Raw genomic sequence first — 25,690 nt, 5'->3', positions numbered from 1 at the left:
GCATCTAGGCCACCGCCCTTTCGTTGTCAAACCTTGCGCCCCTCGCTCCGCGCTCCATGGTCGCCGCCATGGCTCTTATCATCAACGGCGAACACATCGACGACGAAATCATCGAGGCGGAGTTCCGCCACATCAAAGGACATTTCGAACGCACCCTTCAGGTCGCCTGCTGCGAAAGAGACCCTGAGTTCCGCGGCATGGCCAAGGACAACATCACCTCACGCGCCCTGCTCGGCCAGGAGAGCCGCCGCCGTCATCCTGAGGTGCCCGAAGCGGATGTCACTGCACGCCTGACAAAGCTGATCGAAGAGGCGGGTGGTGAAACGCAGTTCTACATGAACCTCGGCATGCCCGTCAAAGACGAGTCCGTTGTCCGCGACAACGTCGCGGGTGGCGTGCGTCTCGACAAAACGTTGCAGGAGATTTACGCCCCCGAGCCTGTGCCGACTGACACCGAGCTGCGTGCCTGCTACGAGGCAAACCTTAAGCACTACATGACCGAGGAGGAGATCAAGGCCTCCCACATCACCAAAGGCCTCCAAGGAGCCAAGAGCCGCCAGGAAATCTATCAGACCATGCGCGATCTCCGTTCCCAGCTCCTCGCCGGAGCCGATTTCGCCAAGCTCGCGGAAGAACACCGTGCCGACGAACAGCAGCAGATCGACCTCGGCTGGTTCAAACGCGGCGAATTCATGGAGGAGTTTGAAACCATCGCCTTCTCCATGGGCGAGGGCGAGATCAGCCCTGTTTTCACCACCCAGCTCGGCTTCCACATCTGCACTGTCACCGGTCGGAAACCAGCCGTCGCACGCCCGTTTGAGGAAGTGAAGGAGGCCGTGGCCGAACGCTTCCTCGAAGAATACCGCGACAAAAAGTTCCACGCCTTCCTCGAAGAGCTCAAAGCAACCGCTAAGATCGAAGACACCGATCCGCCTGACGAGGGCGCCAACTGCGGACACTGACCTGTTTCCTAGTCCCTCCTTCAGTGGTTCTGGAAGAACTGCCGCGAAGCGAACGCGCAACTACAAACCAAGAACGAAGAACCGAGAACGGTTTGGTTCATACCTTCGACATCACCGGCACTGGAGTATTAAACGTCTCCTCCGGCTCCGGCAGCGAATCGACCGGCGGCCCAGGAAAGTTCTCGTCCACGAAGCGTCGCCATGTGTCCTTCGTCTTTTGGGAAATGATCCCCTGAACGCCGTCGCCGCACTTTCCGCAGATCATCACGCTGTGCAGCAGCCCCACGCCCTCGCACACACCGGTGATCACAAAGTCATCCAGGCCGGGAGCATCACGCCGCGCGTTGCAGACCGCACATGAATCCAGTCCACGATCCAAAATCACCTGCTCGTCCTGAAACTGGGCCAGACGCTTCTTCGACTCCTGGGAGAACTCCTCCATCATCTGAGTGCGGCAGTGATCGCACAGCGCATATTCCATCACGCACTCACCGCGCTTGTAGGCCTTCGAGATTTGAAAGCCGCCGGGAAAATCAGGCAGCGACTCTCCGCAGCGCGTGCAGTTCTGAAACGGACGCTCCTCGTACTCGCTCTGAAGTTCAGGCGGGATCGGCGGCGGCTGTTGGAGATCGTGATCTGACATCGGCTTGTTTGCAACAAAGCGCACACCATGCCAGTTTCACAGTCCAAACTCATGCGCACCTCGCTTTTCCTGTGTTTCCTCCTGTCCTCGGTTCTGCACGCACAAAACGGAGACTGGATCGATTCGCGCGGGAATGAGGCCATGACCGGCACTTCGCCTGTCGAGCTCAAGTTCCCCCTCGAACTCGCCTGGCAATTCAAGCTCATGGACAAGCCCAAGGGGCAGGCCGAGATGCTCGTCTCCAGCGCCGTCGTGCGTGCGGGCAAAGTCTACGTCGGCGACAAGGACGGCCACTTTTTCTGCCTCGAACTCACCACGGGCAAAGAAATCTGGAAGACCGAGGCCAAGGGCGCTTTCGATGGTGCCGCCGCCTTCGCAGGCGATCTCGTTGTCGTTGGTTGCCAGGACGGCTTCGTCTATGCCTGGAACGCCAACACCGGCAAGGAGACGTGGAAATTTGAAACGCAGGCCGAGATCCACGCCGCCGCCAATGTCTGGACCGATCCAGAAACGAAAGCGCAGAAGGTCGTAATCGGCAGCTACGACTACTCCGTCTATTGTCTCGATGCGAAGACCGGCAAAAAGGAGTGGGCCGCCGAAACCGGGTATTACATCAACGGCGGCGCCGCCATCGGTGATGGCAAGGTCGTCTTCGGCGGCTGCGACAGCGTCCTGCATGTCCATGATGTGAAGACCGGCAAGGAAGAGAAGCAGATCGAAGTCGGTGCTTACATCGGCAACAACGTGGCCATCGCCGACGGCGTCATCTACGTCAGCCACTACGGCAACCGCGTCGGCGCTTACAGCATTGCCGACGGCATGCAGGTCTGGGAATACGGTGAACGCGAATTCGAATACTACGCCGCCCCTGCCATCTGGGAGAAAGGCGTCTATGTCGGTGGCAGAGACAAACGCTTCCACGCCATCGACCGCGTCACTGGCAAGCAACTCTGGGAATTCCGCGCGCGCGACCGAATCGACAGCAGCGCCGTCGTCTGCGCCGGCAAAGTCGCCATCTTCGGCTGCGACGACGGCTACCTCTACGCCCTAGACCTCAAGACCGGCAAAGACGTCTGGCACAACGAGATCGGCGCCCCCATCAAAACCTCCCCCGCCATCGCGGGTGACTACGTCATCGTCGGCGCGGATGACGGGGTGCTGTATGTGTTCAAGAATGGGAAGTGAACAACGACTGGCTTCATGCCTTGCATCCCCTGCCCGCACCGCTAAAGACAGCGCGTGCGAATCATTTCTGGCACCGCAGGAGGGCTTTCTCTCGAAGTCCCAAAGACCGTCACGCGACCCACGCAGGATCGTGTGAGGCAGGCTGTGTTCTCGATGCTCGGCGAACTCGTTCCTGGCACGCATGTGCTCGATTTGTTCGCCGGCACCGGCGCTTTCGGCCTTGAGTGCCTGAGCCGCGGGGCAGCGTCCGCCATGATGGTGGATGAAAACAAAGGCGCCTGCGACGTCATCCGTCGCAACCTCGCCAAAACCCGGCTTACCGGCGGCATCGTGCGTCACAGCGATGTTTTCCGTCTGTTGCCGTTGCTGCATCGCGACGGCAAACAGTTCGACATCATCTTCGCCGACCCGCCCTACACGCATTGCGACGCGGACACGGATTTCGTTGCGAAACTGCTCACCGAAGAGCCTCTGCCGGCACTGCTTCATGCGGAGAGCCACCTCCTTGTCGAAAGTCACCACTTCAACCGCGAAACTAAAAGCTGGCCCGGCTGGGAGGTGCTGACCGACCGCAATTACGGTTCCACCCGCATCGTCTGGCTGCGCAAACTTCCGCATGGCATCGAAAGCTCTTAGCCTCACTCTCTACAATCTGCTGCTGCCGTTCGGCCTCGTCTGGATGCTGCCGAGCGCGATCGTGAAAATGCGCCGGCGCAACGGCCGCTGGCGTGATCTCGCGCAGCGCATCGGTTTTTTCGACAAGGCCACGCAAAACGCCATCAACGCCCTGCCGCAGCGCGAACGTCTCTGGGTGCATGCCGTGAGCGTGGGCGAGGTCAACGTCGCGAAAAAACTCATCGCACGCCTGCTCAAAACACAACCCGATCTCGGCATCGTCCTCAGCACCACCACGCCCACGGGTCATGCAATCGCTGCGGAAGTTGCTGCACAACACACCGGCCGCCTGGTCGCCATCTTCAGCCCCGTCGATCTTCCCGGAGTAGGCCGCCTGATGCTCGAACGCATCCAGCCTACGCAACTCGTGCTCGTCGAGGCCGAGGTGTGGCCAAATCTGACTTTCGCCGCCGAACGCCTAGGCATTCCCGTTTCCCTTGTCAACGCACGTCTCTCGCCCCGTTCCGAGCGCCGCTATAGCAAGTTCCGCTGGCTCGCCGAACCCGTTTTCCGCATGCTCAAACAGGTGCTCGTGCAGGAGGAGGCCGACATCGACCGCTGGGAAGGCCTTGGCGTCGATCGCGATCGCATTCACCTCACCGGAAGCATCAAATACGACCCCGAAGGGGCCGTTGTGCCCGCGACGAAGATAGACGAACTGCGCACGGTGCTCACGCAGACCGGCATCAGTCCCTCGCAGCCCGCTCTCCTCGCCGCCAGCACGCACGCCGGGGAGGAAGTCGAACTCGCCCGCGTTTTCCAACGGCTGCGCGAAAAGATCCGCGATCTAGCCTTGCTGATCGTGCCACGACATGTCGAACGCCGCGCCGAAATCGCTGCCGCGCTTAACAGCATCGGCATTGCGCCCGCCTTGCGCAGCGATGCTTCCACACGCGTTGATTCGAGTGCACCCGTCTTCGTCATCGACACCACAGGTGAACTCGCCGCGTGGCAGCATCTCGCCACCCTCGTCGTGGTCGGCAAAAGTTTCCTCGCCGAAGGCGGTCAGAACCCCGCGGAAGCTGCGCTGGCGCAGAAGCCCGTTCTCTTTGGCCCGCACATGGAGAACTTCACCCCGCTGGTCGATCTCCTCCTCAAGAAAAAAGGGGCGCAGCAAGTCGCCGACTTTGACGAATTAGAATCTGCCTGCCTGGCCTTGCTGCAGGACGCTTCCAAAGCCGCGCAGATGGGCCAGTCGGGAGAGCGAGCCCTGCTAGTGCACCAAGGTGCGACGCAGCGCAGCGTGGAGAGGCTGATTCAAGGATCGAGGGGCCGCTGCCCCCCATTTCAGTCCGGGGGACAGAGTCCCCGCTCCTTGGGTTAACCCCACAGCGACTGCGGATACTCACCTGCGTCCACCAGTGCACGAATGCTGGCAACAACCTCGGCTTTATCTTCGGGATAGGTGACACCGAACCACTTGCCGGTCGTTTCGAGTACACGCACCTCGGCCTTGCCGACGTTGATAAGCGCATCGACTTCGGCCGGCACATAGCACTCGGATTTGAGTTCAGTGCCACGCTTCGTGAGGAACTCGATGAAGGCCTTACGCAGTTGCGGGAAGATGTCCGGCGTGAAACCGAAAAAGTTCATCGACACCACCTCATCACCCGTAAGCGGCACATAGGCGCCCTCGACCTCGCGATTTTCCGCACCATCGCCATGTTTGAAAATCTTGGTCATTTCCAAAACGGTGGTGAGCATGCCGTGCGCGTCGCGGGTGCATACGCCGCGCGAAACGCTGCCATGATCCGACAGAGTGTTCTTCAAATAAAAGCCCACCATCGACCAGTGGCTCTTGCCATCGTTCGGACGCGGCTGGACGAGGTCAGCGGCGATCTTCTTGTAGGCGTCCTGACCGTAGAAATCGTCGGCATTGATCATGAGGAAAGGCTCGTTCACCACGTTCGCAGCGGAAAGCAGCGCATGCGCCGTGCCCCAGGGTTTCGTGCGACCTTCCGGCACCGAAAAACCTTCTGGCAGATCATTCAAATCCTGAAACGCATAGTCCACCGCGATGCGGCCCTCGAATTTGGAACCAATCTGTGTGCGAAATAGCTCCTCGAAGTCGCGTCGGATCACGAACACTACCTTGCCGAAGCCCGCGCGGATCGCATCATACACGGAGTAATCCAGCACCACTTCCCCGGACGGCCCCATCGCGTCGAGTTGCTTGAGACCGCCGTAACGGCTGCCCATGCCGGCAGCGAGGATGAGAAGTGTGGGTTTCATGGTGAGAAAATAGAAAAACACCCTTTGAAGCGGCACAAGGATGCGTCAAGAGACAGCGAACACAGACTTGTGCTCTGGCACCGCTTCGGCTTACATCGTGCCACATGCTTCCAGACATCACTAAACTCATTCAACTCCAGGAACGCGACCAGCGCATCCGCGGGCTCCAGAAAGATCTCAAGGACATTCCCAACCAGCAGGCCCGGGCCAAGATGCAGCTCGCCGGAGATCAGGCCGCCGTGGAGACCGCCAACCAAGGCATGAAGGAAGTTGAGGTGAAGATCAAAAGCATCGAACTCGACATCCAGACGCGTCAGACCACCATCAAGCGTCTGCAGGACCAGCAGTTCGAGACACGCAAGAACGATGAATTCGCTGCTCTCGGTCATGAGATCAAACGCTACCAAGAGGAGGTCACCAAGCTCGAAGACGGTGAACTTGAGCAGATGGAAGCCCTCGAAGCCGCCAAGGCGAAGCTCAAAGAAGCGCAGGCCAAGCTCGCGCAAACCCAAGGCAGGGTGAACGAGGAACTCAAGAATCTCGATGAACGCGCCGAGGGCGTGAAAAAACGCCTCGACGATCTCAACGCCGAACGCGCCACGCTTGCCGCCCCCATCGATCCGGACGCTCTCGATCTCTACACGCGCATCTTCAACAAGAAGGGAGACGCTGCCATCGTGCCGATGGAGAACGCCCAGTGTGGCGGCTGCCACATGAAGGTGGTCGTCGGGGTCATCCAGTCGCTGAAGCAGTCGGAATCACTCACTCAGTGCGAGAGCTGCGGCCGTATTCTTTACCTGGTGGAGTAGCCGCCTCTCACACCCCGACTCCCAGCGCCGCCAAGGTCTTGAGGACGATGGGCTCTCCGGGCTTGAGCTTCTCACGCTCCTCAAACAGCAGACGCGTCACCTTGGCATAGGCAGGCATCTTCCCCGTGCGTCTTTGCGCCAGAAGACGCACATAGCGCACCGCACGGTCGATCAGCTTGTTGTTGCTCGGCTTCACGTAGGTCATGAGATTGTCCACGTAGCGGCCAAGACGTCCCATCACGAGCGTGGACTGAATGTTGATGAGCATCTTGAGCAGAAGATGCGCGTGGAACTCATGCACGCCGGTGAGGTCCATCCGCTCTTTCAGCCCATCAAACTCCCACACCATCTCCCCCGCCCCGCCGCCGATGTTGAAGAACAAATGCTCGGACTTGTTCGTCCTGATCTGACGTCGCATCGAGAGCTGTGCGGAAAAGTCATAGCACGCCAGAACCTCGGCTCCGGCCACCTTGCGAACCTCAGGCCACTCCAACGTGCGCGGCTCACGATGCAGCAGAGCATTCCAGGCCGAGTGCGCGCCCGCCTGCTCGGGCATGATGAAATGACTCCAAGACGCTGGCGCGGCTGGATCATCCTGCTTCTCGAAAGGCACAAGACTGAATGTCGGCGCCCGTTCCGTGGTATCTGTGACAACGGTGATGCCAAAACGTGTGCTCGCATAAAGCACATAGGCGCCCCGCGCATACGCGGCCGCCTCGTGCTCAATAAACGCCGCGAGAAACTGCCCATCACAATGCGCCGCATGACGCAGAAGCTGCAACACCTCTCCGGGGGCATTTTCAGGATCATGCTGATGCATGAACGCGAAGCCAATGGCCGCCATGAGAACCGTGCTCGCCTGCAGACGTGTGCTTCCAGAAATTGCCATCGCACCCACGGCGAGGTTCATCTTGTGAATCATCGGATTCTCGATCACCCGCTTTGAGCGAGCAGCGGCATGGATTAGTTGCTCATCTGGATTGCAATACAGGAACCAGGGCTGATTCGAGGACAGCTCGGCGGCACGTTCGACGGCTCCAATGACAAACGGCGTTTCGCCGCCTTCCGTCGAAGCGATCAGCAGATCTCCATTCACAAACCCCAGTTCTTCCAACTGCCGTGCACCGTATTCGGGATGATCCTCAAAAGTCTCGATCGCCTTGATCAAGGCAAGATCACCGCCCGCCATGAAAGCAACCACACGCTCGGGATCCGGAGCTGGAAGGACACCCATGCGGCAGAAAACTTCGATGCTCAGTGACAGGCGGCCCGTGGCGCCACAACCGCACAGAAAAACCCGATGCCCCATGTTGAGCGTCGTCCCCACGGCGCGGGCGAGATCCACGAGGTGGGCGGATTTCGCGGCAAACTGCCTCAGTGCATGCACGTCCACCTGATGCATGAGCTTGACCGCCTCCCCGAGATCTTTGTTCGCCATCTGGGACAGGGACGTGGTGAAAGGATGCTGCGACTCGGTGTCGAGCGCACCGAGCTGGTAGTCAGTAGCGACCTTGAGAAACTCGTCGGCAGCATTCATGCAAAGAATTCGACTGAAACGGCAGGAAGGATGTTCACTTGTGCTACTTTCCCATCTTGCACGCAGCGCGGTACGTTTCACTATGCATTCAAACTCGCATGATGGAATTCGCATTGTTCAGGCTGCCCGATGGACGGGCGTGGCTGGGAGAAGGCCCCTTCACCGCGCTGGCCGCCGCGCCGGCAGCGGGAGGAGCCTTCTACATCAATGACTTCGACCTGAAGGATCCCAAACCGTGGAAAGTGCCCGCGCGGCTGCATCAGATCACCTCCGCCAGCCTCGGGGAGACGATTCACCTCAACGGCGGCCAGAAACCGCAGATTCACTGGGCCAAGCCGGCCACCGAATGGTTCAAAATGGCCTTCCGACGCATCCGCCGGGAGGTTTTGTCCAAGCGTATCGAGAAAATGGTGCCTGTGCTCACCGAATCTGGCACCCTGACTTCCGGCGACCCTCGGCGTCTGCTGGAATCCGTCATGAAAGCTCCGGAGAACATGTGGGGCTACGCTCATGTCAAAGAATCCGGCGGATTTCTCGGAGCCACACCGGAGCTTCTGTTTCAGGTGCATGCCCGACAGCTCGACACGATGGCTCTGGCAGGAACCGCCAAGCCGGGCAACCAGGACGCCTTTCTCACCGATGTGAAGGAAATCGAGGAGCATGAGATCGTGGTGCGCTACCTGATGGAGCGGTTGCAGACACTCGGTGTTGTCACACGCAATCCGCGCGCGCTGTGCCAGACTTCCGGCCTGGTGCATTTCCAGTCCAAACTCAGTGTCAAACTCAGCGGAAACGCCGATCCTGCGCAACTTGTAGCCCTCCTGCATCCGACCCCGGCCGTCGGCTGCCTGCCGCGCGATGAAGACGCCCTGGAAAAGCTGCGTGAATATCGCCAGCAGCTGAAGGTTCCGGGGTTCTTCGGCGCTCCTTTTGGTTTCACCGAGGCGGACGGCACCACGCACATCGTCGTCGCCATACGCGGCATTTGTTGGGAAGGCGACAAGATCAGCCTGCCCTCCGGCTGTGGCATCGTGGGCGGCAGCGCCTTCGATCACGAGTGGCGCGAACTGCGGCTCAAGCGGGAGGCCGTTCTGCGCCTGCTGGCACTTCACTCATGACGCAGGCCCAACTCATTCAGCAGACGCTTCAAACGCTCGCCTATCTTGGTGTGCGTGAAGTCTGTGTAGCAGCCGGTGCGCGCAACGCCCCGCTCGTGACCGCCCTGCTGGCGAGCCATGGGGTCAAGATTTGGAACTTCTTCGAAGAACGCAGCGCCGGCTTCTTCGCGCTCGGACGCATCATGGCCGACCGCAATCCTGTGGCCGTCGTCACAACTTCCGGCACCGCGGCGGCCGAACTGCTGCCGGCCACGATCGAGGCCTGCTATCAGGGGCTTCCACTCGTGCTGGTGACGGCAGATCGGCCCAAAAGCTATCGTGGCAGCGGCGCACCGCAGGCGATCGAGCAGGCAGGATTGTTTGGCGTCCATGCAACCATGGTCGGAGACTGGGATGTGGCGGATGAATCGCACGAAGGGCACAGTTCCGACGGGCCGATGCACCTCAATGTCTGCCTGGACGAGCCGTTGGAAACGAACGTGGGTGGCATTGATTTTTCGACCGCGTCCCCGCTTTCGAGTGAGGAAGCGCAGACGCCGGCCTCCTTGCAGTGTGATCTTGTGCTCGCCGGAGGCATGCATCCCAAGGATGCCGCACAGGCGGCTGTACTTCTGGCGAAACTCGGTGCGCCGATCGTCGCCGAAGCCACCTCCAACCTCCACGGATACCCAGCGCTGCAACCTCTGCTTGTGCCAGGCGGAGATCAGGCGCTGCAGTACGCACGTCCGGCCCACGTCCTGCGTATTGGCGCGGTGCCTTCATGGCGTTGGTGGCGGGATTTGGAGACCCAGCCAAAGGTTCGGGTCACCAACATCACGCACACAGGATTCAGCGGACTTGCCCGGAAGGAAAACGTCGAGACACTGGCATGGGACCACATCCGCAGCACCCAGTTTGCCACCATCGATCCTCCCTGTGGCATTCTTCGCTTCGAGCCTGACTTCGACAAGTTTCCCCTGTCAGAGCCCGCCTGGATGCACAAGATCGCCGGCATCATTCCCGCAGGCTCGCGAGTGTTTCTTGGCAACAGCCTTCCCATCCGTGAATTCAATCTCGCACTCAAAGCTGCGCAGCAAGGTGTGGAGTTTTTTGCCAATCGCGGCGCCAACGGTATCGACGGTCTCGTTTCGACCTTTCTCGGCACCAGCGCGGTGCATCACGGCGAGTGCTGGCTGATCCTCGGCGATTTGAGCGCCCTGTATGATCTCGCCGCGCCATGGATCATCGCGCAGATGGATCATCCGCGTCTGCGCATCGTGGTGATCAACAACGGAGGCGGAAAGATCTTTTCACGGGTGACCGGCATCCGCTCACTGCCGGACGCCGCGCGCAGCGTGATCGAAAACCGCCACGAACTCAGCTTCGAACCCTGGGCACAGCTCTGGGGCATGGAATACCTGCAGACAGATGACGTTCACGACCTTGAAGACCTGCTGCCAATGCCGATCGTCATAGAGATTCGTCCCGACCCGTTGGAAACGGAGGCTTTTTGGAAACACTGGCAGCGCCCGGTGATCAGGCCGCGATGAAATCGCGAAACGCCTCGATGATCACCACCACGGAGCAGGCCCCGGCATCAGGAAAGCCGATGCAGCCATCTCCGAGCGTCTTCGCCCGGCCAAACTTCGCCACCATCGCTTTGCTGGCCTCCTTGCCTGCATCTGCGGCTGCAGCGACTGCTTGAATGGCTTCAGGCAGCGACTGACCTGCCACTTCCGCGGCTTTCACAGCAGCAGGTTCCATGGCATCCACACACGTTTTATCGCCCACAGCGGCTCCACCGCGCTGTTTCACGCCGTCGACCCCCGCTTTAAGAAACGCGGCGAGCCCAGCGGCATCGAATGTCTCATTGCCGGCCAGCGCCTTCCCGCCATTGCGGAAGTAGGTGCCAAAGATCGCCCCGCTCGCGCCGCCCATGCTGCTCATCATTTTCATCCCGACCGTGTTGAAGGCCTTTTCGATGCTGTCCACCGGCCCTGCTTCAAGCCCTTCCTTCGCCGCAGTCATGCCACGCTGCATGCCAAGCCCGTGGTCGCCGTCGCCAAGATTGCGGTCGGCTTCAGAAAGCATCGGCTCTGCGGCGATGATGCGCTCGCAGGCGAGAACGAGCATGGCTTTGACGTCGTCTTTGGAGAGGCTGGCTTTGGACATGGGAAGGCGACTGTGGGTGCATGAGACTCGAAGTCAAATGCGAAGCCCGTGTCTAGCCCGCCGCACGTTGGTCCGCCTGCCTCAGCCTGTTCGCCATTCCCTTCATGACGTGGATCGCGAACAGCGGCGTTTCGTCCACCATGAAGAGAAAGTGATGGCGGTTCACCGGCAGCAGCGTGCAGTCCGTTTTTGCCACGGCATCGGCACTGCGAACGGAGTCGTCGATCAGGGACATCTCACCGAAAAAACCGTCCGGTCCGATGGTTTCAACCGCCTTGCCATTGATGAGAATTTCCACTTCACCGCTCTGGACCACGAACATCTCCAATGCCTCGTCACCTTTTTGAAAAATGACAGTCCCTGCCGGGCAGGAACGGATGTTGGCAGGATTGGAGAATACGTTTGGCAGTTTCATTGCGACGACCGGTTAGAGCTTGGTGTAGCCCACGCTCTCGCAGGGCATGTCCCAGAGTTTTTTGAGTTCGGCGTCGAGCTTCGTGATACTGAAGCTGACACCGGCCATTTCCTGGCATGTGACTATGTTGTCCACGATGGTGTGGTGGATCTTGATACCGCGTTGCTCGAGGATTGGCTTCGCACCGCGAAGGAGAATGAGGAGCTCCATCATGTGCGTGCTGCCGAGGCTGTTCACGAAGAACACAATCTCGTCACCCGCGTTGAGAGCGAGGTCGTCGCCGAACAACAAATCAAGGATCTTGGCGGCGAGTTCGTCAGCGGTGCACATCGGAATGAGGCCCACACCTTTCTCACCGTGAATGCCCATGCCGAGACCGATCACGTCGTCAGCGAGTTCGAAGGTGGGTTTGCCGGTGGCAGGAATGCTGCCCGGCTTGGTCGAGACTCCGACGGTGCGGGTCATGTCCACCGCCTTCTGCGCGATGCGAGCCAGTTCGTCGAGTGAATCGACAGTTTGCGCAGCGGCACCGGCAATCTTGGTGATCGGCACCAGACCGGCGACACCACGGCGCTTGCCCTTCTCCGTCGGCGGGGCCGAGCAGACGTCATCGTTGATGATCACCGTCTTTACAGTGATGCCTTCCTCTTCGGCGAGTTCGGCACCGATGTCGAAGTTCATCACATCACCGGCGTAGTTGCCGTAGAGATAAAGCACGCCTTTGCCACGATTCACAGCCTGGGTGGCTTCGAGCACGATGTCCGGCGGCGGCGCCGCAAAGATTTCGCCCACCGCAGCGCCATCGGCCATGCCTTTACCAATGAGACCGTGGTAAATTGGCTCATGCCCAGCACCACCACCCACGAGGAGAGCGGGCGCATCAGGACGAAGATCATTCATTACGATCGAACGCGTGCCCACGCGACGTGCCTTGCCATCGTAAGCGAGGACGAGTCCCTCAAACAATTCGTCAGCACACTTCAGCGGGTCGTTGATGATCTTCTTGGCAGGATTGGCTTGGCTCATGGTCAGAACGTTTGGTTGGAAATCGAGACGCCAGTCTTAGCGGAGCGCCACCAGCTGTCAAAGCACGATTCAACGCCCGGCCATCGAACTGTCCGGCATCTGAAATGCATTTTCGATGACATTCACGTGAGGCAGCTCTCCTTCAATGAGCACGACCTCGGCGATGTCGAAGCGGAACTTGATGCGCGGGTTGCCCAACAGCCTCAGCCAGTCCATCGCACCACGCTGAATAAGCCTCTGCTTGTCGGGCCCCACGGCATCCGCCGGACGCCCAAACGCGGTGCTGGTGCGAGACTTGACCTCGACAAACGTCAGCACATCACGATGACGGGCGACAATGTCCACCTCGCCGCGATTCACTCCGCGGTAGTTTCGATACAGCACCTTGCGATCATGCGCCAAAAGCCAGCGCGCGGCGATAAGTTCCCCCATGTCGCCGATTTCCCGGCGTTCCATGAGCCGGCCGGCCAGTCGCCCATGAAACAGCGCTAGCGGGCGGGCGCGCATCCAGATTAACGCCCTGCGGAGCCGTACGTCTCCCGTCACCCGCCGCCGCAGCCAGCGCCACAGACTCTCGGGACGGAAGGTGCGCCGCTTCATGCGAGATCGAGTTCGAGCTGCGCCACCGGACCGAAGCTGCGGCGATGATGTGCACAGGGCCCGTGCCGCTTCAAAGCGGCCAGATGAGCGGGCGTGGGATAGCCTTTATGAATCTCAAAACCATATTCGGGGTGCTGTTCCGCCATGGCGACCATCAGGCGATCCCTCGTCACTTTCGCAATGATGCTGGCGGCTGCGATCGAGTAACTCAGGCTGTCACCCTTCACCAAGGCGACCTGATGCATCGGAAATTGCTTCACCGGCTTGCCATCGATGAGCGCGGCATCGGGTCTGGGGATCAGGCCAAGAGCCGCCCGACGCATGCCCTCCCACGTCGCCCGCAGGATGTTAATCCGGTCAATTTCATCCGGCTCGATGCTCACGCAGTGCCAATGAATACGATCATCGGCCATGATCTCCTCGTAAAGTCGTTCGCGTTTCGCTTCGTTGAGCTGCTTGGAGTCATTCAGCACGGAATGCGTGAAATCGTCCGGAAGAATGACCGCCGCCACGCAAACCGGCCCGGCCAGAGGCCCACGTCCCGCTTCGTCGATACCCGCGACGATCCGAAAACCAGAGGCACGCAGGCTTTTTTCATGATCAAGCGTGGGCATGGCAAAGGCAGCACTTGAATCACGAACAGCTTATTGCCTCACCTCGATGGGCAGCGTGACCTTCGCAGGGGCTCCGCTCTCGGGGGCCTCCCAGCGCGCCACCTCCACACCTGGCCTGTCAGGATCATTGGAGAGAATGTAGACACGGATTTGCAGCGCCTCCTTCTCCCCCTCCGGCCTGGGCACGGGCTTCATGTTCAGGACCATTTCGTTGTGGCCTCGAACCAGGCCTCCGATGAGAATCTGCTGGTCCAAGGCATCTCGCACAGGCTCATAATCGATGCCGTTCATGCTGATGGTCGTCTCGTAGCCGAAAGTCTGCAGTTTATAGCCCGCCTTGAACTCAGGGACACGACACAGCGGAGGTGTCGGCGGCATGGTTCCCGGCGGTGTGTATTCGGGTGAATCGAGAAAGTCAGGGCGTTTCCCTTCTTGCAGTTCCTTCAAAACCTCCGGCGCAGTGTCCAGACGCACGACCCGGTTGCTGTCGTATTTCCATTCACCGCCCTCCCGGTAGAACTTCAATTTTAAGATGTTGTCGCGAATGAGTTCCTTGTCCTGCCCCATGTTGACCTTCCCGAAGTATATGAGATGCGCAGTATCTCCAACAGCCTCGACCTCCAGCAGTCGCAGCCCGACCAGCGGCGGAGGCTGCACCTCAGACGCAAACACGGCGTCTGGAAACGACTGACGCTCGCTGACCACCGAGTTGCGAATCACGACCTGGCGATACTGTGTGATGCTCGCCGCCCAGGCCTGCGCATCCTTTCGGATCATGGCATTCCGCCATCTCGAATAAACTCTCTCCAGATCAGCACGCAGCCCGTCATCACCGCCCTGACCGGAAAGTAGAGTGGCAACTTGAAACAGGCTTATGCCAACGAACAGCAGGAGAATCTGGCGCATGACGTGATCTGGGAATCCTCGAACAAGTCCAAGTTTTTCACGAAAACAACCGGGGATCCTCATTTTATGATTCGCATCCATGGAATTTCACCGTGATAGTTTTATTCCTGCGTAAAACCATTTGCCGTTTTGGTGATTCTGGTAAACGTCAGCTCCCCTTACCCCCCAAACATGGAGTCACCCAGCGAAGGCCAGCCACGCACACCCCCGATCGACCGGAATCGGGAGCTGCTGAAGACCGCCCGCGAAGAAACCTACAAGTCGGTCGGCGGAGTGAATCTCTCTGCTTACATCTGGGAGCCCGAGATGGACAAGGCGCCGCCATATCCACGTTCGGTGGCTGCATTCTTCTTCAGCAGCGGTTGGGACAACGGCCAGGTGGCCCAGTTCGCCCCGCACTGCGTTTATTTTGCCTCACGAGGCATGACGACCATCTGCTTCGACTACCGCGTGGCGACGCGTCACGGCACTGGCCCCGTCGAGGCCATGGCCGACGCTCGCTCTGCCATCCGCTGGATTCGCATGAACGCCGTCGAACTCGGCATCAACCCCGGCAAGATCGTGGGTGTGGGCGGTTCCGGTGGCGGACATGCCATTGCATCCTCGGTGATTCTCAACGGCTTCGACGATCCTTCCGACGCTCTCGACTGCAGTCCGGCCCCCAACGCCATCGTGCTGTTCAATCCGGTGATGGACACCTATTCGAAGCACGCCTTCGGACGTGATCGCTGGCCGGATCAGGCCACCTGCAAAGCAGCCGACCTCATCCGTGGCATCAAGCCCGGCCTGCCGCCCATGCTCATCATGCACGGGACGGCCGACCGTGTGGTTCCATTCGACGGCTCGTATGAGTTCGCTCGCAAATCGACCAAGAAGAAGAATCTCTGCCGTTTGATCGAGTTCGAAGGCCAGGGCCATGGATTCTTCAATTTCAATCTCTCCTTCGAAATGTACGAGGCCACCCTCATGGCGATGGATGAGTTGTTCGTCGAACTCGGATTCCTCGAACCCGACCCTGAGGCGGGACTCGGCAAGGTGGATTGACCCGCCGCCGGCAGGAATGGAGAATTCCAAAATCCGAATGACGAATTTCCGCTCACATGCCGTTTCGTCATTCGTTCATTGAGACATTCCTTCGTCATTTCTGAACTCGTCATTTTCCCCCGACCACCATGCTTCGCGCCCTACTCTCCGCCCTTTTCATCGCATCCGCCGCCTCCGCCCAGTGGCCCCAGGACACCAGCGATCTCAAAGCCGATCCAAAGGCTGAGTTTGGCACGCTCGAAAATGGTCTGCGCTATGTGATTCTACCACACGACGAGCCCCCGGGCCGCGCCAGCATCCGGCTCTACATGGACGTCGGTTCGCTGATGGAAGAGAACGACCAGCAGGGCATGGCCCACTACCTCGAGCACATGGCCTTCAACGGCTCCCGTCACTTCCAAGGTGGTAAAATGGTGGAGTACTTCCAGCGTCTCGGCATGGGCTTCGGAGCTGACACCAATGCGCACACTTCCTTCAAGGAAACCGTTTACATGCTCGAACTGCCCAAGGTGGAGCCCAAATTCATCACCGAAGGCCTGCAGCTTTTCCGCGACGACCTAGATGGCATGCTCCTCGGTGAAACCGAGATCGACAAGGAACGCGGCATCATCCTCAGTGAAAAACTCAGCCGGGATTCGATCGAATACCGCACAATGATCGCCGGCTATAAGTTTGCCCTGCCGGAATCCATCCTGCCACATCGCATGCCCATCGGCACCGAGGAGATGATCAAAACGATGAAGCGGCCGCGCTTCGTGGACTTCTACGAGAAGTATTACACTCCGAAGCGCGCCACTATCGTCGCCGTGGGCGATTTCAAGGACACTGCCGCCGTCAAAGCGGAGATCGAAAAGCAGTTCGCGGACGCCAAGCCGGCCCATGGCGACGCCAAAGATCCAGATCTTGGCAAGGTTACGTCTGGCTACGGAATCATCGCCAAGCTGCACACCGAGATGCAGGCCGAAGCTCTTACGATCTCGGTCGAAATCCCCCGCCCCGCCAGAAACAAACCTGACAGCGCTGAAACCCGCCGCGAGAAAACGATTCGTGATCTGGCCGACATGATGATCAACCAGCGGTTGTCAAAACTCGCGAAAGCGGAAGGCGCACCCTTCATCAGCGCCGAAAGTTACAGCTACGAATATCTCGAATTCGTCCGCGTGAACGGCATCCAGGCCCAGTGCGATCCCAAGAACTGGCAGGCCACCCTCACCCTGCTCGAAACCGAACTGCGCCGTGCCATCGAGCATGGTTTCACCGAAGCCGAATTCGAAGAAGCCAAGGCCACTGTCCTCAAAAGTGCCAAACTCCGCGCCGACCAGGCCGACAGCCGTAAGTCACGCGACCTCGCCAGCGGTCTCGTCAGTATTCTCGCGGGCAAGAAGGTCTTTACCCATCCGTCCGCCGACCTCGCCCGAATCACGACCGTTCTGGCCGGACTCAAGGAACAGGACAGCCACGCCGCACTGGTCGACGACTGGAAAGGGGATGACGTCCAGATCTTCCTCGGCGGCAACTTGAAGCTCGAAGGCAATGCAGAGGAGCAGATTATCACCACCTTCAAAACCAGCCGTGAGAAGCCCGTCACCGCCCCCGAAAAGGAAGAGACCGCCGCCTTCGCCTACACCGATTTCGGCCCCGCAGGCAAAGTGGCGAGTTCCACTGAAGCGAAGGATCTCGAAATCACGCAGACTGTCTTTGAGAACAACGTGCGCCTCAACTTCAAGCACACCGAGTTCGAAAAGGGAACCATCCGCGTGCTCATCAACTTCGGTGGCGGCAAACTCAGCACACCAACCGACAAGCCCGGCATCATTCCGTTTGCCCAGAGCACCTTCCAACTGAGCGGCCTCGAAAAACACGGTGTCGATGACATCCGCCGCATTTTCGCCAGCCGCACAGTCGGCAGCGACTTTAGCATCGGCGACGAAGCCTTCCTGCTGAGCGGCCGTACCACACCGGCGGATCTCGAAGCGCAGCTTCAGCTGCTCACGGCCTATCTCGTGGCCCCCGGTTACCGCGACGAAGCCGCACGTCAGTTCGAGAAGAACATCGAGCCCCTCTACACGCAGCTTCAACACACCGCTGAAGGCGTGATGAATAATGACGTCGTTGCCTTCATGCATTCCGGCGACCCTCGCTGGGGCTTTCCAAAGATGGAGATTCTCAAGCAACGCACCCTGACCGAACTCAAGGACTGGCTCACCCCGGCTCTCACGAAGGACTATCTTGAAGTCACCGTGCTGGGCGACGTAGACGCCGAGACCGCCCTGAAGGCCGTGGCCAAGACACTCGGCGCCCTGCCGAAACGCGCTGACAAGAAGCCTGCGTATGAGAAGGAACGTGCGGTCGCCTTCCCTAAACCTGACGCGAGCAAAACCTTCCCGTTTGAGACTGAAATCCCCAAGGCTATCGCCACCATCTACTGGCCCACGGCGGACATGAGCGACATTCAGCGCACCCGCCGCCTGACCCTGCTCGGTTCCGTTCTCGACGACCGTCTGCGCATCAAAGTGCGCGAGGAACTCGGGGACACCTACAGCCCGGCCTGTTACCACGTCGGCAGCGATACCTTCACGGGTTACGGTTACATGACCACCATGATCGAGTGCAAGCCGGAGCTGGCTGAGTCGCTCACCAAACTTGTCATTGAGATCGGTGACAAACTGGCCGCGGGCCCGATTACCGACGATGAGTTTGACCGGGCCATCAAACCCATGCTTGCCCAGATCGAGCAGATGCGCCGTGACAACCGTTATTGGTCCATGAACGTCCTGCGCTGCTGTCAGGAGCATCCGGAACGTTTGAATTGGGCTCGCAGCTTCATCAGTGACTTCGCCAACATCAAAAAGGACGAGGTGCAGGAACTCGCCAAAGAATACCTCGGTGCAAAACGCGCCGTGAGCGCCGACATCATTCCGATGGAGGAGAAGAAGTAGCTGTCAGACGCTGCTTCAAAGCTCGCACTTCACCGCTCACGTCTGCCTCCAGCAAAAACGCCGACACAACCACCACGCGTCTGGCCCCAGCGGCGACGATTTCGTCCAGCCTGCCAGCATTCACGCCACCGATGCAGAAAATCGGCAACGCCACACGGCGATGCACCTCCGCGATGTCCTGCAGTCCGATGGGCACATAGTCCGGCTTGGTTCCGGTGGCATACAGCGGACCGAAGCCGATGTAATCCGCGCCTTCGTCCTGCGCCGCCACAGCCTGTTCAAGACTGTGCGTGGACTTGCCCACAAAACAGCCTGCCCCGACCACAGCGCGCGCCCTGGCGACAGCGTCATCATCCTGGCCGACATGAACGCCTTCACTGCCGACGGCGGCCGCAACTTCCAGGTGGTCATTGATCACCAGCGGCACGCCATGATCCCGCGTAACCGGAAGCATGAGCCGCGCGAGGCGCTCGACCTCGTTTTTCTCCAGCTTCTTCGCCCGCAGTTGCAGGACGTCCACGCCTCCGTCACAAAGCAACCCAGTCATGCGCTCGACGTTCTCTGCCGACACGTAGCCGAGATCAACGATGCCATAGAGTCGTGCGTCTTGAATGCGTTTCATGAGTGCGCCTTGAATGGGTCTTGATGACGGTCTCTGCAAGCCGCGTTTTCATTTGCCCTCCAGAGCCCCGACGCCTATGAGAGCGCATGGCGGCGGGCGTCCTTCGGGATGCCTCCCGTTTTCTTTATCAGCATGGCGTGCGAACGCCATGCACCGTTCGCAGATGCAGGGAAGGCCGTGAGAACCGGCCACAGTGGCGCTGCGGTATCGGGTCACAGACCTCCATTCGTGCGAAAGTGCGGAGCAAAGCCAATCGGGAGCAATCCTTGGTGAAGGCGGAGGCGAGGAGCGGCGGTCAAAACGTCGCACACACCCGGAGTCCGAACATCTCGCTGCGAACGCATCACTCACGCCTCCATGTGGAGGGCCGTGAGTGCTTCATCGAACCAATGAAGTGCATGCCCAGCCAAGGCTGGGCCTGCATGCCTCCCCCAAACAAACATGTTCACCCAGACAACCTCTGGTCGCAGTCGATTGACCGCGATCACGGTGGCACTCCTTGCCGCCTGCTCCGCGGATGCAGCGGATCCCCAACCGTCCAAGCCGAAAACGAAACCGGCCACGGTCATTCCTGAAGTCGTCATCACGGCAACCAAAACCGAGACCGAATCCTGGCGCACCGCCAGCAGTGTCACGGTGATCGATCGCAAAAAAATCGAGGAGCAGCAGTTCAAGATGGTTCCCGACGCCCTGCGGCAGGTTCCAGGTCTTGTGATTGCCGATCGAGGAACTCCCGGTTCCACCAACGGCATCTTCCTCCGCGGGACGAACAGCGACCAGACGCTCGTCGTCATCGACGGTCGACCCGTGCCTGCCAACCTTGCCGGTCTCTACAACATCGAGACCATGACGCTCGACAACGTGGAACGCATCGAGGTGCTGCGCGGTCCTGCCGCCAGCCTCTATGGTGGCAAAACCCTCGGCGGTGTGATCAACATCATCACCCGCAGCGGACGCGGCCTGAAGAAATCGGAAACCACCCTTTCATGGGAAGGCGGCAGTTTTGGCTGGTCACGCGAAGGGTTGAGCAACCGAGGAGCCGCAGGCATCTATGACTGGAGCCTCGAACTCAGCCGCACGGACACCCAGGGGTACCGAATCAACAGCCAGATGCAGTTGAACAACGCCGCCACGAAATTTGGTGCTCAACTCGCCGAGAGTCTGCGTTTCGACCTCGACCTGCGTTATTACAACGCGGATGTCGGCAGTCCCGGAGCCAGCACAGGCTTTGGCGCGAATGATCCGAATGATCACGTGCTCTCCGAATTCTGGAGCATCTCTCCTCGGCTCGTCTGGGAAACCAGCAAACGATGGACACAGACGCTGACCTACCAATTCGGCAACTTCCGCCAGGCAGCCACCAACTTCACTCCGACGTTCGGACTGAACAACCGCATCACCTCGCGGAATCATTTCTTTGAATACCAAAGTGTCTTCAAGGTCGCCGACTGGTGGACCCTTACCGCAGGTGCCTGGCTGCAGGACATCGGCTACTCACGCAGCAGTGACAACGCCTTCCCCTTCTCTGCTTACGACGTCGATCAGGCGGAAACCAACTGGGCGGTGTTCCTCCAGTCGAAGGCTGAAATCCTGCCCGGGTGGAATCTGAACACCGGTATTCGTCACGACGAGTATTCCGATTTCAATGACGCCACCACCTGGCGTGCCGGCACAAGCTGGCGCATGCCGTGGACCCAGACAGTCCTCCACGCCAATTATGGCACCGCGTTTGCACCCGCGAGTCCGCAAAATCGTGAGGCGGCATTGTTCGGCAATCCAGCCTTTCTGAAACCGGAACAAAGCAAGGGCGTGGAGTTCGGCATTGAGCAACCGTTTGCAGACAACAAGGCCTCGGTCAGCCTCACCTATTTCCACAACAGCATCAACAACCTCATCGTGTTCACGCCGCCGTTCGGCCCCTTGCAGCAGATCAACAAGGCGCGCACGCAGGGCCTTGAGGCCGCGTTCCAGTGGCAGCCCTGTGATCGCTTCGGTTTCAGCACCCAATACACCTACCTCGACGCCGACGATCTCACCGCCGGCACACGCCTCGTGCGGCGACCACGGCACACGATCATGGGAGACGTTTGGGTGAAGCCTGTGCCAAAATTCCGCCTCGGTCTTGGTGCGCTCTACGTCATCGACCGTGAAGACGGCTTTGGTGCCGCGCAGCGCGATGTCGAAGACTACCTGCGGCTGCGTTTGACGGCCAGCTACACGGTCTGTAAGAACTGCGATCTCTTTGCCCGCGTGGAGAACCTGCTGGGCGAGCGCTATTCCGAAGTGCTAGGGTTCCCATCGATGCGCACGGGCGCCTATGCGGGATTCCGCCTGCGTTTTTAGCGCACCATGCTAATGCTGCAGCGTGAGCAGCCGCCCTTCACGTCCTGAGAACTCTGCCGCACTGCGCGAACGGTTCATCCGTCGCGTCAGTGCGGACACTCCTTTCTACAGGCTCTTCGACCACCTGCCCGACCTGGCTTTCTTTGCCAAGGACAGCGAATTTCGATTCATGTGCGCCAGCCGTCGTTTCATGGACCGCTTTGGCATCAGCGACGAGTCTGACATCGTCGGCAAGAACGACTTTGATCTCTTCCCAGCACGCCTCGCCGAGAACTTCCGCCGCGATGACGAGGAGTTGTTGCAAACAGGCAAACCCAAGCTCAACATAGTCGAGCTGTTTTTCACCGACCAGGGCATCCCAGACTGGTTCGTCACCAACAAGCTGCCGCTGCTGGACGCCAAAGGCCGTCTCATCGGCATCATGGGCACGGTGCAAAGTTTTGAAGGCAAGAAACAGGTGCTGCAGCCCTACCTGCAGATCGATCGTGCGCTTGCCTACATCCGCGAGCACTTCCGCACCGGTGTCTCGATCACCGAGTTGGCCCAGATCGTGCATCTCTCACCCCGGCAGTTGCACCGCAAATTTGTCGAAACTTTCGGAGCCAGCCCGCAGGCTTTCATCATGAAACTTCGCATCCAGGCGGCCTGTGAGGCGCTGCAGAAGGAAGGCGCCCAGATCACCGAGGTGGCCCAGGAACTGGGATTCTGTGATCAAAGCGCCTTTACCCACCACTTTCATCGGCACATGGGCATGACCCCGCTCAAATACCTGCGCCAGTTCCGGCTCGTCCGCCGTTCATGAGCCGAGATTTTCCGGTTGCTGCCGCCACCAAGTCCGGCTAAAGACTGCGCCCCACGATTTTCGCGCGCTTAGCTCAGTGGTAGAGCATTGCCTTCACACGGCAAGGGTCGCAGGTTCGAACCCTGCAGCGCGCACCATCACCCCATCAGTGTGATCTGGTCTTTCGTCGTTTCGGTTTAAACCGCACGACCGCAGTTTTGAATTTGTCCAGCGTGTCAGCCGTAGAGCCATAGCGTCCCAAGACATACATTTCGGCCAGAGGACCAAATTGAGCCGACAGATCGGGCCGGGAAACAGCCACTCGTCGGGCATAGTCAAGCGGCCCTTCATTGGGCATCCTGGCCTGCATGCCCGCTTGGCCGAGGCGACGGCACACACGCTGCCACAGTCGCATCCATGGATCTGCGTGGCGTGCAGGACGCTGCAGCCACCACGCAACGAGCATGACACCGACGAGCACGACAGCACCGCTGGGAATGAGAAGCACCAGTTTGGCGTTGCGGAGCCCGACGCGCTCCAGCAGTCCGCGCTGGGCTTCCTGATTGTAGTCGATGACCTGATTCTGCCAGCCGTAGTTGACACTGTCCCACAGCAGCCGCGCCCGCTGCACCGCACGCCACCAGAGGCTGCGACGCTGGCGTTCGGCTTCCTCGGCTCCTCCAGCGAGATAGGCCCGCAGGTCGATGTTGACCCGGTCAGGTGCGAGCGCAGCGGTGGGATCGACACGATACCAGCCATACCTCTCCAGCCACACCTCAGTCCAGGCATGCACGTCGCTTTGTTTGACGATTAGATAGCCGCCGTTGTGATCGGAGTATTCGCCGCCCAAGTAACCGACAACGATGCGTGATGGCACGCCTGCCATGCGCATGAGCGTGGCAAAGCTTGCGCTGAAGTGTTCACAGAAACCGGCGCGACGGCTCAGGAAAAATTCATCCAGCGCCTCAGGTCCGGTGTATTCCCCCGGCTCCAGCGTATAACTAAATCCCTGAGTGCTGACATAATTGAGCGCGATCTGAACTACCTGTTCGTCATTTTGCGTCACTGACTCCCAGTAATCCGTGAGCTGTTTGAGTTTGGGCGAAATCTTCTCAGGAAGCTGCAGCGCCGCCTCGCGGTGGCTTTCAGGCAATTCACGCACGGGAGGCAGTTCGAACCGTGACACGACCACAAAGCGTTCCGAAGCTTGCACCGGCATCGGGGAAAGCAGGGACTGATCGAATTCCGGCTGCAAATCCTCACCCCGCACCTTGGCGCCGAGCGGCAGATCGAGCGCTGGAAGCCATCGTTTGCCATGCGCTTCCAAGTCGATGATCTGCGTCACGTCCTGGCTGCGTTTCGGTCCGGGCAATCGCAGCAAATAGCCAAGATGGTCCCCCCGTGTCCAGCGCATGCCATCGCAATGCCAGAGCGTGAGGCAGCGCCAGTAGCGCGTTTCATTCGGCGGCAGCACACCATCAGGAAACCGCACTCGGAATGCCACGTCCGAACTAAGGGCAAGCTTGGCGATCTTGCCGGGTTCGAGAACATTGTCGATCCCCGTTTCCCCGAACCGGCTTCGCCCAAGCGCAGAACCAAGGTCGAGCAGTCCGCGCGGAAACACAAAGAACAGCAGCACCGCCAGCGGCAGCGCCTGCGCAAACAACGTGGCGGTGACTCGCGCTGGCTCGCGTGCGCCGGGTGCGCTACGACGGAAGCGAACCATGCATGCGGCGATGAGCAGCAGCACCACCACTGCCCACACGGAGCGGGAAAGATGGTTTTCCAGCAGGATCGCGCAGAAAGCCAAAAACCAACCGATGATCGCCAGCACCTGAAACTCGCGCGGCGTCCGGCTTTCCAGCATCTTCGCGCCTGCCAGCACAAGCAGCAGTGCGATGCCCGGTTCCATCCCTCCCAGCTCTCCGTAGTCGAAATACACCCCCGCGACTCCTGCGGTGATGACGCCGATGCGAACGAGCACATGCGGCACCGCCATGCGCATCGCCCCGCGCCAGATCAGACACAGGCCGCAGACCACCAGACCAGCGTTTGCGATGTAACCATGCAGCGGCAATATCGCCAGCAGCAATGCCAGGCTCAAAAAGAGCAGCGGCTTTTTCGGAAGCATGGTGGTCTGCTCCAGACTCAGAGCACTCACCACCTTTCCCGCCTGCATCTCACTCGAAACAGCGGAGCCCGTCTCGGAGGACGTTTGAGTGGAGAGCGCGTCGAGGCAGCGGCGCAGATGCGCGGGACCGTGACCGGCGCGCACAACGACTCCAGGCATGCGCAGCTCATAGGGCCGGCCTTCGTTTTCACAGGTTTCCATCCAGCGTGCGATCTGTGACGCACGTGCAGGGTCGTCGAGCGTCATTGTGTTCCAATCGAACACCAGGACGCCTTGAGCACCCATGGTCCACGATTTGACCATCAAGGCTCCGCCACGCGCCGCCGAACGCCAGTCGATGTGTCGCGGTGAATCTCCCGCCCGCCATTCACGCAGACCGGCAAAGTCATCACCACTGTTTCCATGCGCACGACTGGACGAAACAGAAATCGCATCGCCATGCCGCGAAGCATCGGCCGCTGGCAGCGGCAGATCTCCCGCCGCTTTCGGATGCACGCGGCGCACCCATGAGGTTTCGACGACACACTCCGCGGTAAACAGACCCAGTGGATAAACGCTGCGCACCAGAACCTTCAACGCACCGCCTGAATCCTTTACAGGCGGAGGCAGTTCAACAAGCACCGCGCTTCCAGAGGGCACACACTCCACAAACACCGGTGCCGCCGCACCAGCCACGATGACTTCGAGACCACACGGTGACACCGCACCCGTCGCGCGCAGTTCGACAGGGATGGTCCTCGTTTCATCCTGAGCCGCAGGCCGGGCTCCGACGAGGCGGACATTGAGCCCGCGCAGATTGGCCCGCGCATGCAGCCAGGTCAGCGCACCCATCGTCGCCGTCAGCAGGGCGATCAGATGCGCGGCACCGTTCGACTGCGCCTCCGCCGCATACCACATCCCCGCCACGATGGCCAGCAGTGCCAGCGTGTGTCGGTTCCAGCGCACGCGCACGTTCAT

General features: G+C 59.7%; 22 protein-coding genes, 1 tRNA gene and 1 riboswitch. Of the genes, 12 read left to right on the top strand and 11 right to left on the bottom strand.

Annotated features, from left to right (window positions below; genetic code table 11):
• The first annotated feature begins 68 nt into the window (after positions 1-68).
• Positions 69-962 (top strand): peptidyl-prolyl cis-trans isomerase, encoded by an 894-nt coding sequence (locus tag KDL09_RS12205; RefSeq protein ID WP_294385260.1) that lies wholly within the window; start codon positions 69-71, stop codon positions 960-962.
• Between the two features lie 97 nt (positions 963-1,059).
• On the opposite strand, the gene KDL09_RS12200 is transcribed toward KDL09_RS12205, so the two are convergent.
• Positions 1,060-1,605 carry a hypothetical protein gene (locus KDL09_RS12200; RefSeq protein ID WP_294385257.1) on the bottom strand — a complete coding sequence of 182 codons (546 nt, stop codon included), beginning with the start codon at positions 1,603-1,605 and terminating at the stop codon, positions 1,060-1,062.
• A gap of 51 nt (positions 1,606-1,656) precedes the next feature.
• Between KDL09_RS12200 and KDL09_RS12195 the strand changes: the two genes are divergently transcribed.
• From KDL09_RS12195 to KDL09_RS12185, 3 genes are read left to right on the top strand one after another with little or no spacing between them, the layout of a single operon-like run.
• On the top strand, positions 1,657-2,790 hold the full coding sequence (locus KDL09_RS12195; RefSeq protein WP_294385254.1) for a PQQ-binding-like beta-propeller repeat protein: 1,134 nt from the start codon (positions 1,657-1,659) through the stop codon (positions 2,788-2,790).
• Between the two features lie 54 nt (positions 2,791-2,844).
• A complete protein-coding gene (gene rsmD, locus KDL09_RS12190) occupies positions 2,845-3,426 on the top strand; it encodes a 16S rRNA (guanine(966)-N(2))-methyltransferase RsmD (RefSeq protein ID WP_294385251.1) in 582 nt (193 codons plus the stop codon).
• On the top strand, positions 3,407-4,789 hold the full coding sequence (locus KDL09_RS12185) for a glycosyltransferase N-terminal domain-containing protein (RefSeq protein ID WP_294385248.1): 1,383 nt from the start codon (positions 3,407-3,409) through the stop codon (positions 4,787-4,789). Before rsmD ends, KDL09_RS12185 begins: the two co-directional genes overlap by 20 nt.
• On the opposite strand, the gene KDL09_RS12180 is transcribed toward KDL09_RS12185, so the two are convergent.
• A complete protein-coding gene (locus tag KDL09_RS12180; protein ID WP_294385245.1) occupies positions 4,786-5,697 on the bottom strand; it encodes a sugar phosphate nucleotidyltransferase in 912 nt (303 codons plus the stop codon). The genes KDL09_RS12185 and KDL09_RS12180 overlap by 4 nt on opposite strands.
• A gap of 104 nt (positions 5,698-5,801) precedes the next feature.
• Between KDL09_RS12180 and KDL09_RS12175 the strand changes: the two genes are divergently transcribed.
• Positions 5,802-6,506 (top strand): C4-type zinc ribbon domain-containing protein, encoded by a 705-nt coding sequence (locus KDL09_RS12175; RefSeq protein ID WP_294385242.1) that lies wholly within the window; start codon positions 5,802-5,804, stop codon positions 6,504-6,506.
• Between the two features lie 7 nt (positions 6,507-6,513).
• Here the strand turns inward: KDL09_RS12175 and KDL09_RS12170 are convergent, their stop codons facing one another.
• Positions 6,514-8,043 (bottom strand): SIS domain-containing protein, encoded by a 1,530-nt coding sequence (locus KDL09_RS12170; RefSeq protein WP_294385235.1) that lies wholly within the window; start codon positions 8,041-8,043, stop codon positions 6,514-6,516.
• Between the two features lie 98 nt (positions 8,044-8,141).
• Here KDL09_RS12170 and KDL09_RS12165 point away from each other — a divergent pair, with 98 nt between their 5' ends.
• Positions 8,142-9,161, top strand: a complete 1,020-nt coding sequence (locus KDL09_RS12165; protein WP_294385233.1) for a chorismate-binding protein — start codon at positions 8,142-8,144, stop codon at positions 9,159-9,161.
• Positions 9,158-10,690 carry a 2-succinyl-5-enolpyruvyl-6-hydroxy-3-cyclohexene-1-carboxylate synthase gene (locus KDL09_RS12160; protein ID WP_294385231.1) on the top strand — a complete coding sequence of 511 codons (1,533 nt, stop codon included), beginning with the start codon at positions 9,158-9,160 and terminating at the stop codon, positions 10,688-10,690. Before KDL09_RS12165 ends, KDL09_RS12160 begins: the two co-directional genes overlap by 4 nt.
• On the opposite strand, the gene dhaL is transcribed toward KDL09_RS12160, so the two are convergent.
• From dhaL to KDL09_RS12130, 6 genes are all read right to left on the bottom strand, one after another.
• Positions 10,677-11,312 (bottom strand): dihydroxyacetone kinase subunit DhaL, encoded by a 636-nt coding sequence (dhaL, locus tag KDL09_RS12155; RefSeq protein ID WP_294385228.1) that lies wholly within the window; start codon positions 11,310-11,312, stop codon positions 10,677-10,679. The genes KDL09_RS12160 and dhaL overlap by 14 nt on opposite strands.
• Positions 11,313-11,364: 52 nt before the next feature.
• On the bottom strand, positions 11,365-11,727 hold the full coding sequence (locus KDL09_RS12150; RefSeq protein WP_294385226.1) for a cyclic nucleotide-binding domain-containing protein: 363 nt from the start codon (positions 11,725-11,727) through the stop codon (positions 11,365-11,367).
• 12 nt (positions 11,728-11,739) lie between these two features.
• Positions 11,740-12,753, bottom strand: a complete 1,014-nt coding sequence (locus KDL09_RS12145) for a dihydroxyacetone kinase subunit DhaK (RefSeq protein WP_294385224.1) — start codon at positions 12,751-12,753, stop codon at positions 11,740-11,742.
• 69 nt (positions 12,754-12,822) lie between these two features.
• A complete protein-coding gene (locus KDL09_RS12140) occupies positions 12,823-13,209 on the bottom strand; it encodes a YraN family protein (RefSeq protein WP_294385222.1) in 387 nt (128 codons plus the stop codon).
• Positions 13,210-13,349: 140 nt separating this feature from the next.
• Complete coding sequence (locus KDL09_RS12135; RefSeq protein WP_294385220.1) at positions 13,350-13,967, bottom strand: ribonuclease HII; 618 nt, start codon at positions 13,965-13,967, stop codon at positions 13,350-13,352.
• 30 nt (positions 13,968-13,997) lie between these two features.
• The gene (locus KDL09_RS12130; protein WP_294385218.1) at positions 13,998-14,873 is read right to left on the bottom strand and encodes a hypothetical protein; all 876 of its coding nucleotides are present in this window, start codon (positions 14,871-14,873) and stop codon (positions 13,998-14,000) included.
• 171 nt (positions 14,874-15,044) lie between these two features.
• Here KDL09_RS12130 and KDL09_RS12125 point away from each other — a divergent pair, with 171 nt between their 5' ends.
• Together KDL09_RS12125 and KDL09_RS12120 are read left to right on the top strand one after the other, a co-directional pair.
• Entirely contained in the window at positions 15,045-15,917 is an 873-nt protein-coding gene (locus KDL09_RS12125) for an alpha/beta hydrolase (protein WP_294385216.1), read from the top strand.
• Between the two features lie 128 nt (positions 15,918-16,045).
• Positions 16,046-18,856: an insulinase family protein gene (locus tag KDL09_RS12120; protein ID WP_294385214.1), complete on the top strand. Its 2,811-nt coding sequence runs from the start codon at positions 16,046-16,048 to the stop codon at positions 18,854-18,856.
• Here the strand turns inward: KDL09_RS12120 and thiE are convergent.
• Positions 18,831-19,478 carry a thiamine phosphate synthase gene (gene thiE / locus KDL09_RS12115; RefSeq protein ID WP_294385211.1) on the bottom strand — a complete coding sequence of 216 codons (648 nt, stop codon included), beginning with the start codon at positions 19,476-19,478 and terminating at the stop codon, positions 18,831-18,833. The two genes, KDL09_RS12120 and thiE, sit on opposite strands and share 26 nt — an antisense overlap.
• A 117-nt stretch (positions 19,479-19,595) precedes the next feature.
• Positions 19,596-19,829, top strand: a riboswitch (cobalamin riboswitch).
• A gap of 90 nt (positions 19,830-19,919) precedes the next feature.
• On the opposite strand from thiE, the gene KDL09_RS12110 reads away from it, so the two are divergent.
• From KDL09_RS12110 to KDL09_RS12100, 3 genes are all read left to right on the top strand, one after another.
• Positions 19,920-21,821: a TonB-dependent receptor gene (locus KDL09_RS12110; RefSeq protein ID WP_294385209.1), complete on the top strand. Its 1,902-nt coding sequence runs from the start codon at positions 19,920-19,922 to the stop codon at positions 21,819-21,821.
• Positions 21,822-21,843: 22 nt separating this feature from the next.
• Complete coding sequence (locus KDL09_RS12105) at positions 21,844-22,623, top strand: AraC family transcriptional regulator (RefSeq protein ID WP_294385208.1); 780 nt, start codon at positions 21,844-21,846, stop codon at positions 22,621-22,623.
• A 62-nt stretch (positions 22,624-22,685) separates the two neighbouring features.
• Positions 22,686-22,760, top strand: a tRNA-Val gene (locus tag KDL09_RS12100).
• Positions 22,761-22,768: 8 nt separating this feature from the next.
• Here KDL09_RS12100 and KDL09_RS12095 read toward each other — a convergent pair.
• Positions 22,769-25,690 carry a transglutaminaseTgpA domain-containing protein gene (locus tag KDL09_RS12095; protein ID WP_294385206.1) on the bottom strand — a complete coding sequence of 974 codons (2,922 nt, stop codon included), beginning with the start codon at positions 25,688-25,690 and terminating at the stop codon, positions 22,769-22,771.

The organism is Prosthecobacter sp. (assembly GCF_020439865.1).
Taxonomy (GTDB): Bacteria; Verrucomicrobiota; Verrucomicrobiia; order Verrucomicrobiales; family Verrucomicrobiaceae; genus Prosthecobacter.
The sequence above is the reverse complement of the archived record's forward strand: the minus strand, read 5'-3'. Positions and strand labels throughout refer to the sequence as shown.

Excerpts from the sequence above, each read along its gene's own strand:
- KDL09_RS12205 (WP_294385260.1), top strand. The coding sequence starts at position 69 with ATGGCTCTTATCATCAACGGCGAACACATCGACGACGAAATCATCGAG.
- KDL09_RS12200 (WP_294385257.1), bottom strand. The coding sequence starts at position 1,605 with ATGTCAGATCACGATCTCCAACAGCCGCCGCCGATCCCGCCTGAACTT.
- KDL09_RS12195 (WP_294385254.1), top strand. The coding sequence starts at position 1,657 with ATGCGCACCTCGCTTTTCCTGTGTTTCCTCCTGTCCTCGGTTCTGCAC.
- KDL09_RS12185 (WP_294385248.1), top strand. The coding sequence starts at position 3,407 with ATGGCATCGAAAGCTCTTAGCCTCACTCTCTACAATCTGCTGCTGCCG.
- KDL09_RS12180 (WP_294385245.1), bottom strand. The coding sequence starts at position 5,697 with ATGAAACCCACACTTCTCATCCTCGCTGCCGGCATGGGCAGCCGTTAC.
- KDL09_RS12175 (WP_294385242.1), top strand. The coding sequence starts at position 5,802 with ATGCTTCCAGACATCACTAAACTCATTCAACTCCAGGAACGCGACCAG.
- KDL09_RS12170 (WP_294385235.1), bottom strand. The coding sequence starts at position 8,043 with ATGAATGCTGCCGACGAGTTTCTCAAGGTCGCTACTGACTACCAGCTC.
- KDL09_RS12165 (WP_294385233.1), top strand. The coding sequence starts at position 8,142 with ATGATGGAATTCGCATTGTTCAGGCTGCCCGATGGACGGGCGTGGCTG.
- KDL09_RS12160 (WP_294385231.1), top strand. The coding sequence starts at position 9,158 with ATGACGCAGGCCCAACTCATTCAGCAGACGCTTCAAACGCTCGCCTAT.
- dhaL (WP_294385228.1), bottom strand. The coding sequence starts at position 11,312 with ATGTCCAAAGCCAGCCTCTCCAAAGACGACGTCAAAGCCATGCTCGTT.
- KDL09_RS12150 (WP_294385226.1), bottom strand. The coding sequence starts at position 11,727 with ATGAAACTGCCAAACGTATTCTCCAATCCTGCCAACATCCGTTCCTGC.
- KDL09_RS12145 (WP_294385224.1), bottom strand. The coding sequence starts at position 12,753 with ATGAGCCAAGCCAATCCTGCCAAGAAGATCATCAACGACCCGCTGAAG.
- KDL09_RS12140 (WP_294385222.1), bottom strand. The coding sequence starts at position 13,209 with ATGGAACGCCGGGAAATCGGCGACATGGGGGAACTTATCGCCGCGCGC.
- KDL09_RS12135 (WP_294385220.1), bottom strand. The coding sequence starts at position 13,967 with ATGCCCACGCTTGATCATGAAAAAAGCCTGCGTGCCTCTGGTTTTCGG.
- KDL09_RS12130 (WP_294385218.1), bottom strand. The coding sequence starts at position 14,873 with ATGCGCCAGATTCTCCTGCTGTTCGTTGGCATAAGCCTGTTTCAAGTT.
- KDL09_RS12125 (WP_294385216.1), top strand. The coding sequence starts at position 15,045 with ATGGAGTCACCCAGCGAAGGCCAGCCACGCACACCCCCGATCGACCGG.
- KDL09_RS12120 (WP_294385214.1), top strand. The coding sequence starts at position 16,046 with ATGCTTCGCGCCCTACTCTCCGCCCTTTTCATCGCATCCGCCGCCTCC.
- thiE (WP_294385211.1), bottom strand. The coding sequence starts at position 19,478 with ATGAAACGCATTCAAGACGCACGACTCTATGGCATCGTTGATCTCGGC.
- KDL09_RS12110 (WP_294385209.1), top strand. The coding sequence starts at position 19,920 with ATGTTCACCCAGACAACCTCTGGTCGCAGTCGATTGACCGCGATCACG.
- KDL09_RS12095 (WP_294385206.1), bottom strand. The coding sequence starts at position 25,690 with ATGAACGTGCGCGTGCGCTGGAACCGACACACGCTGGCACTGCTGGCC.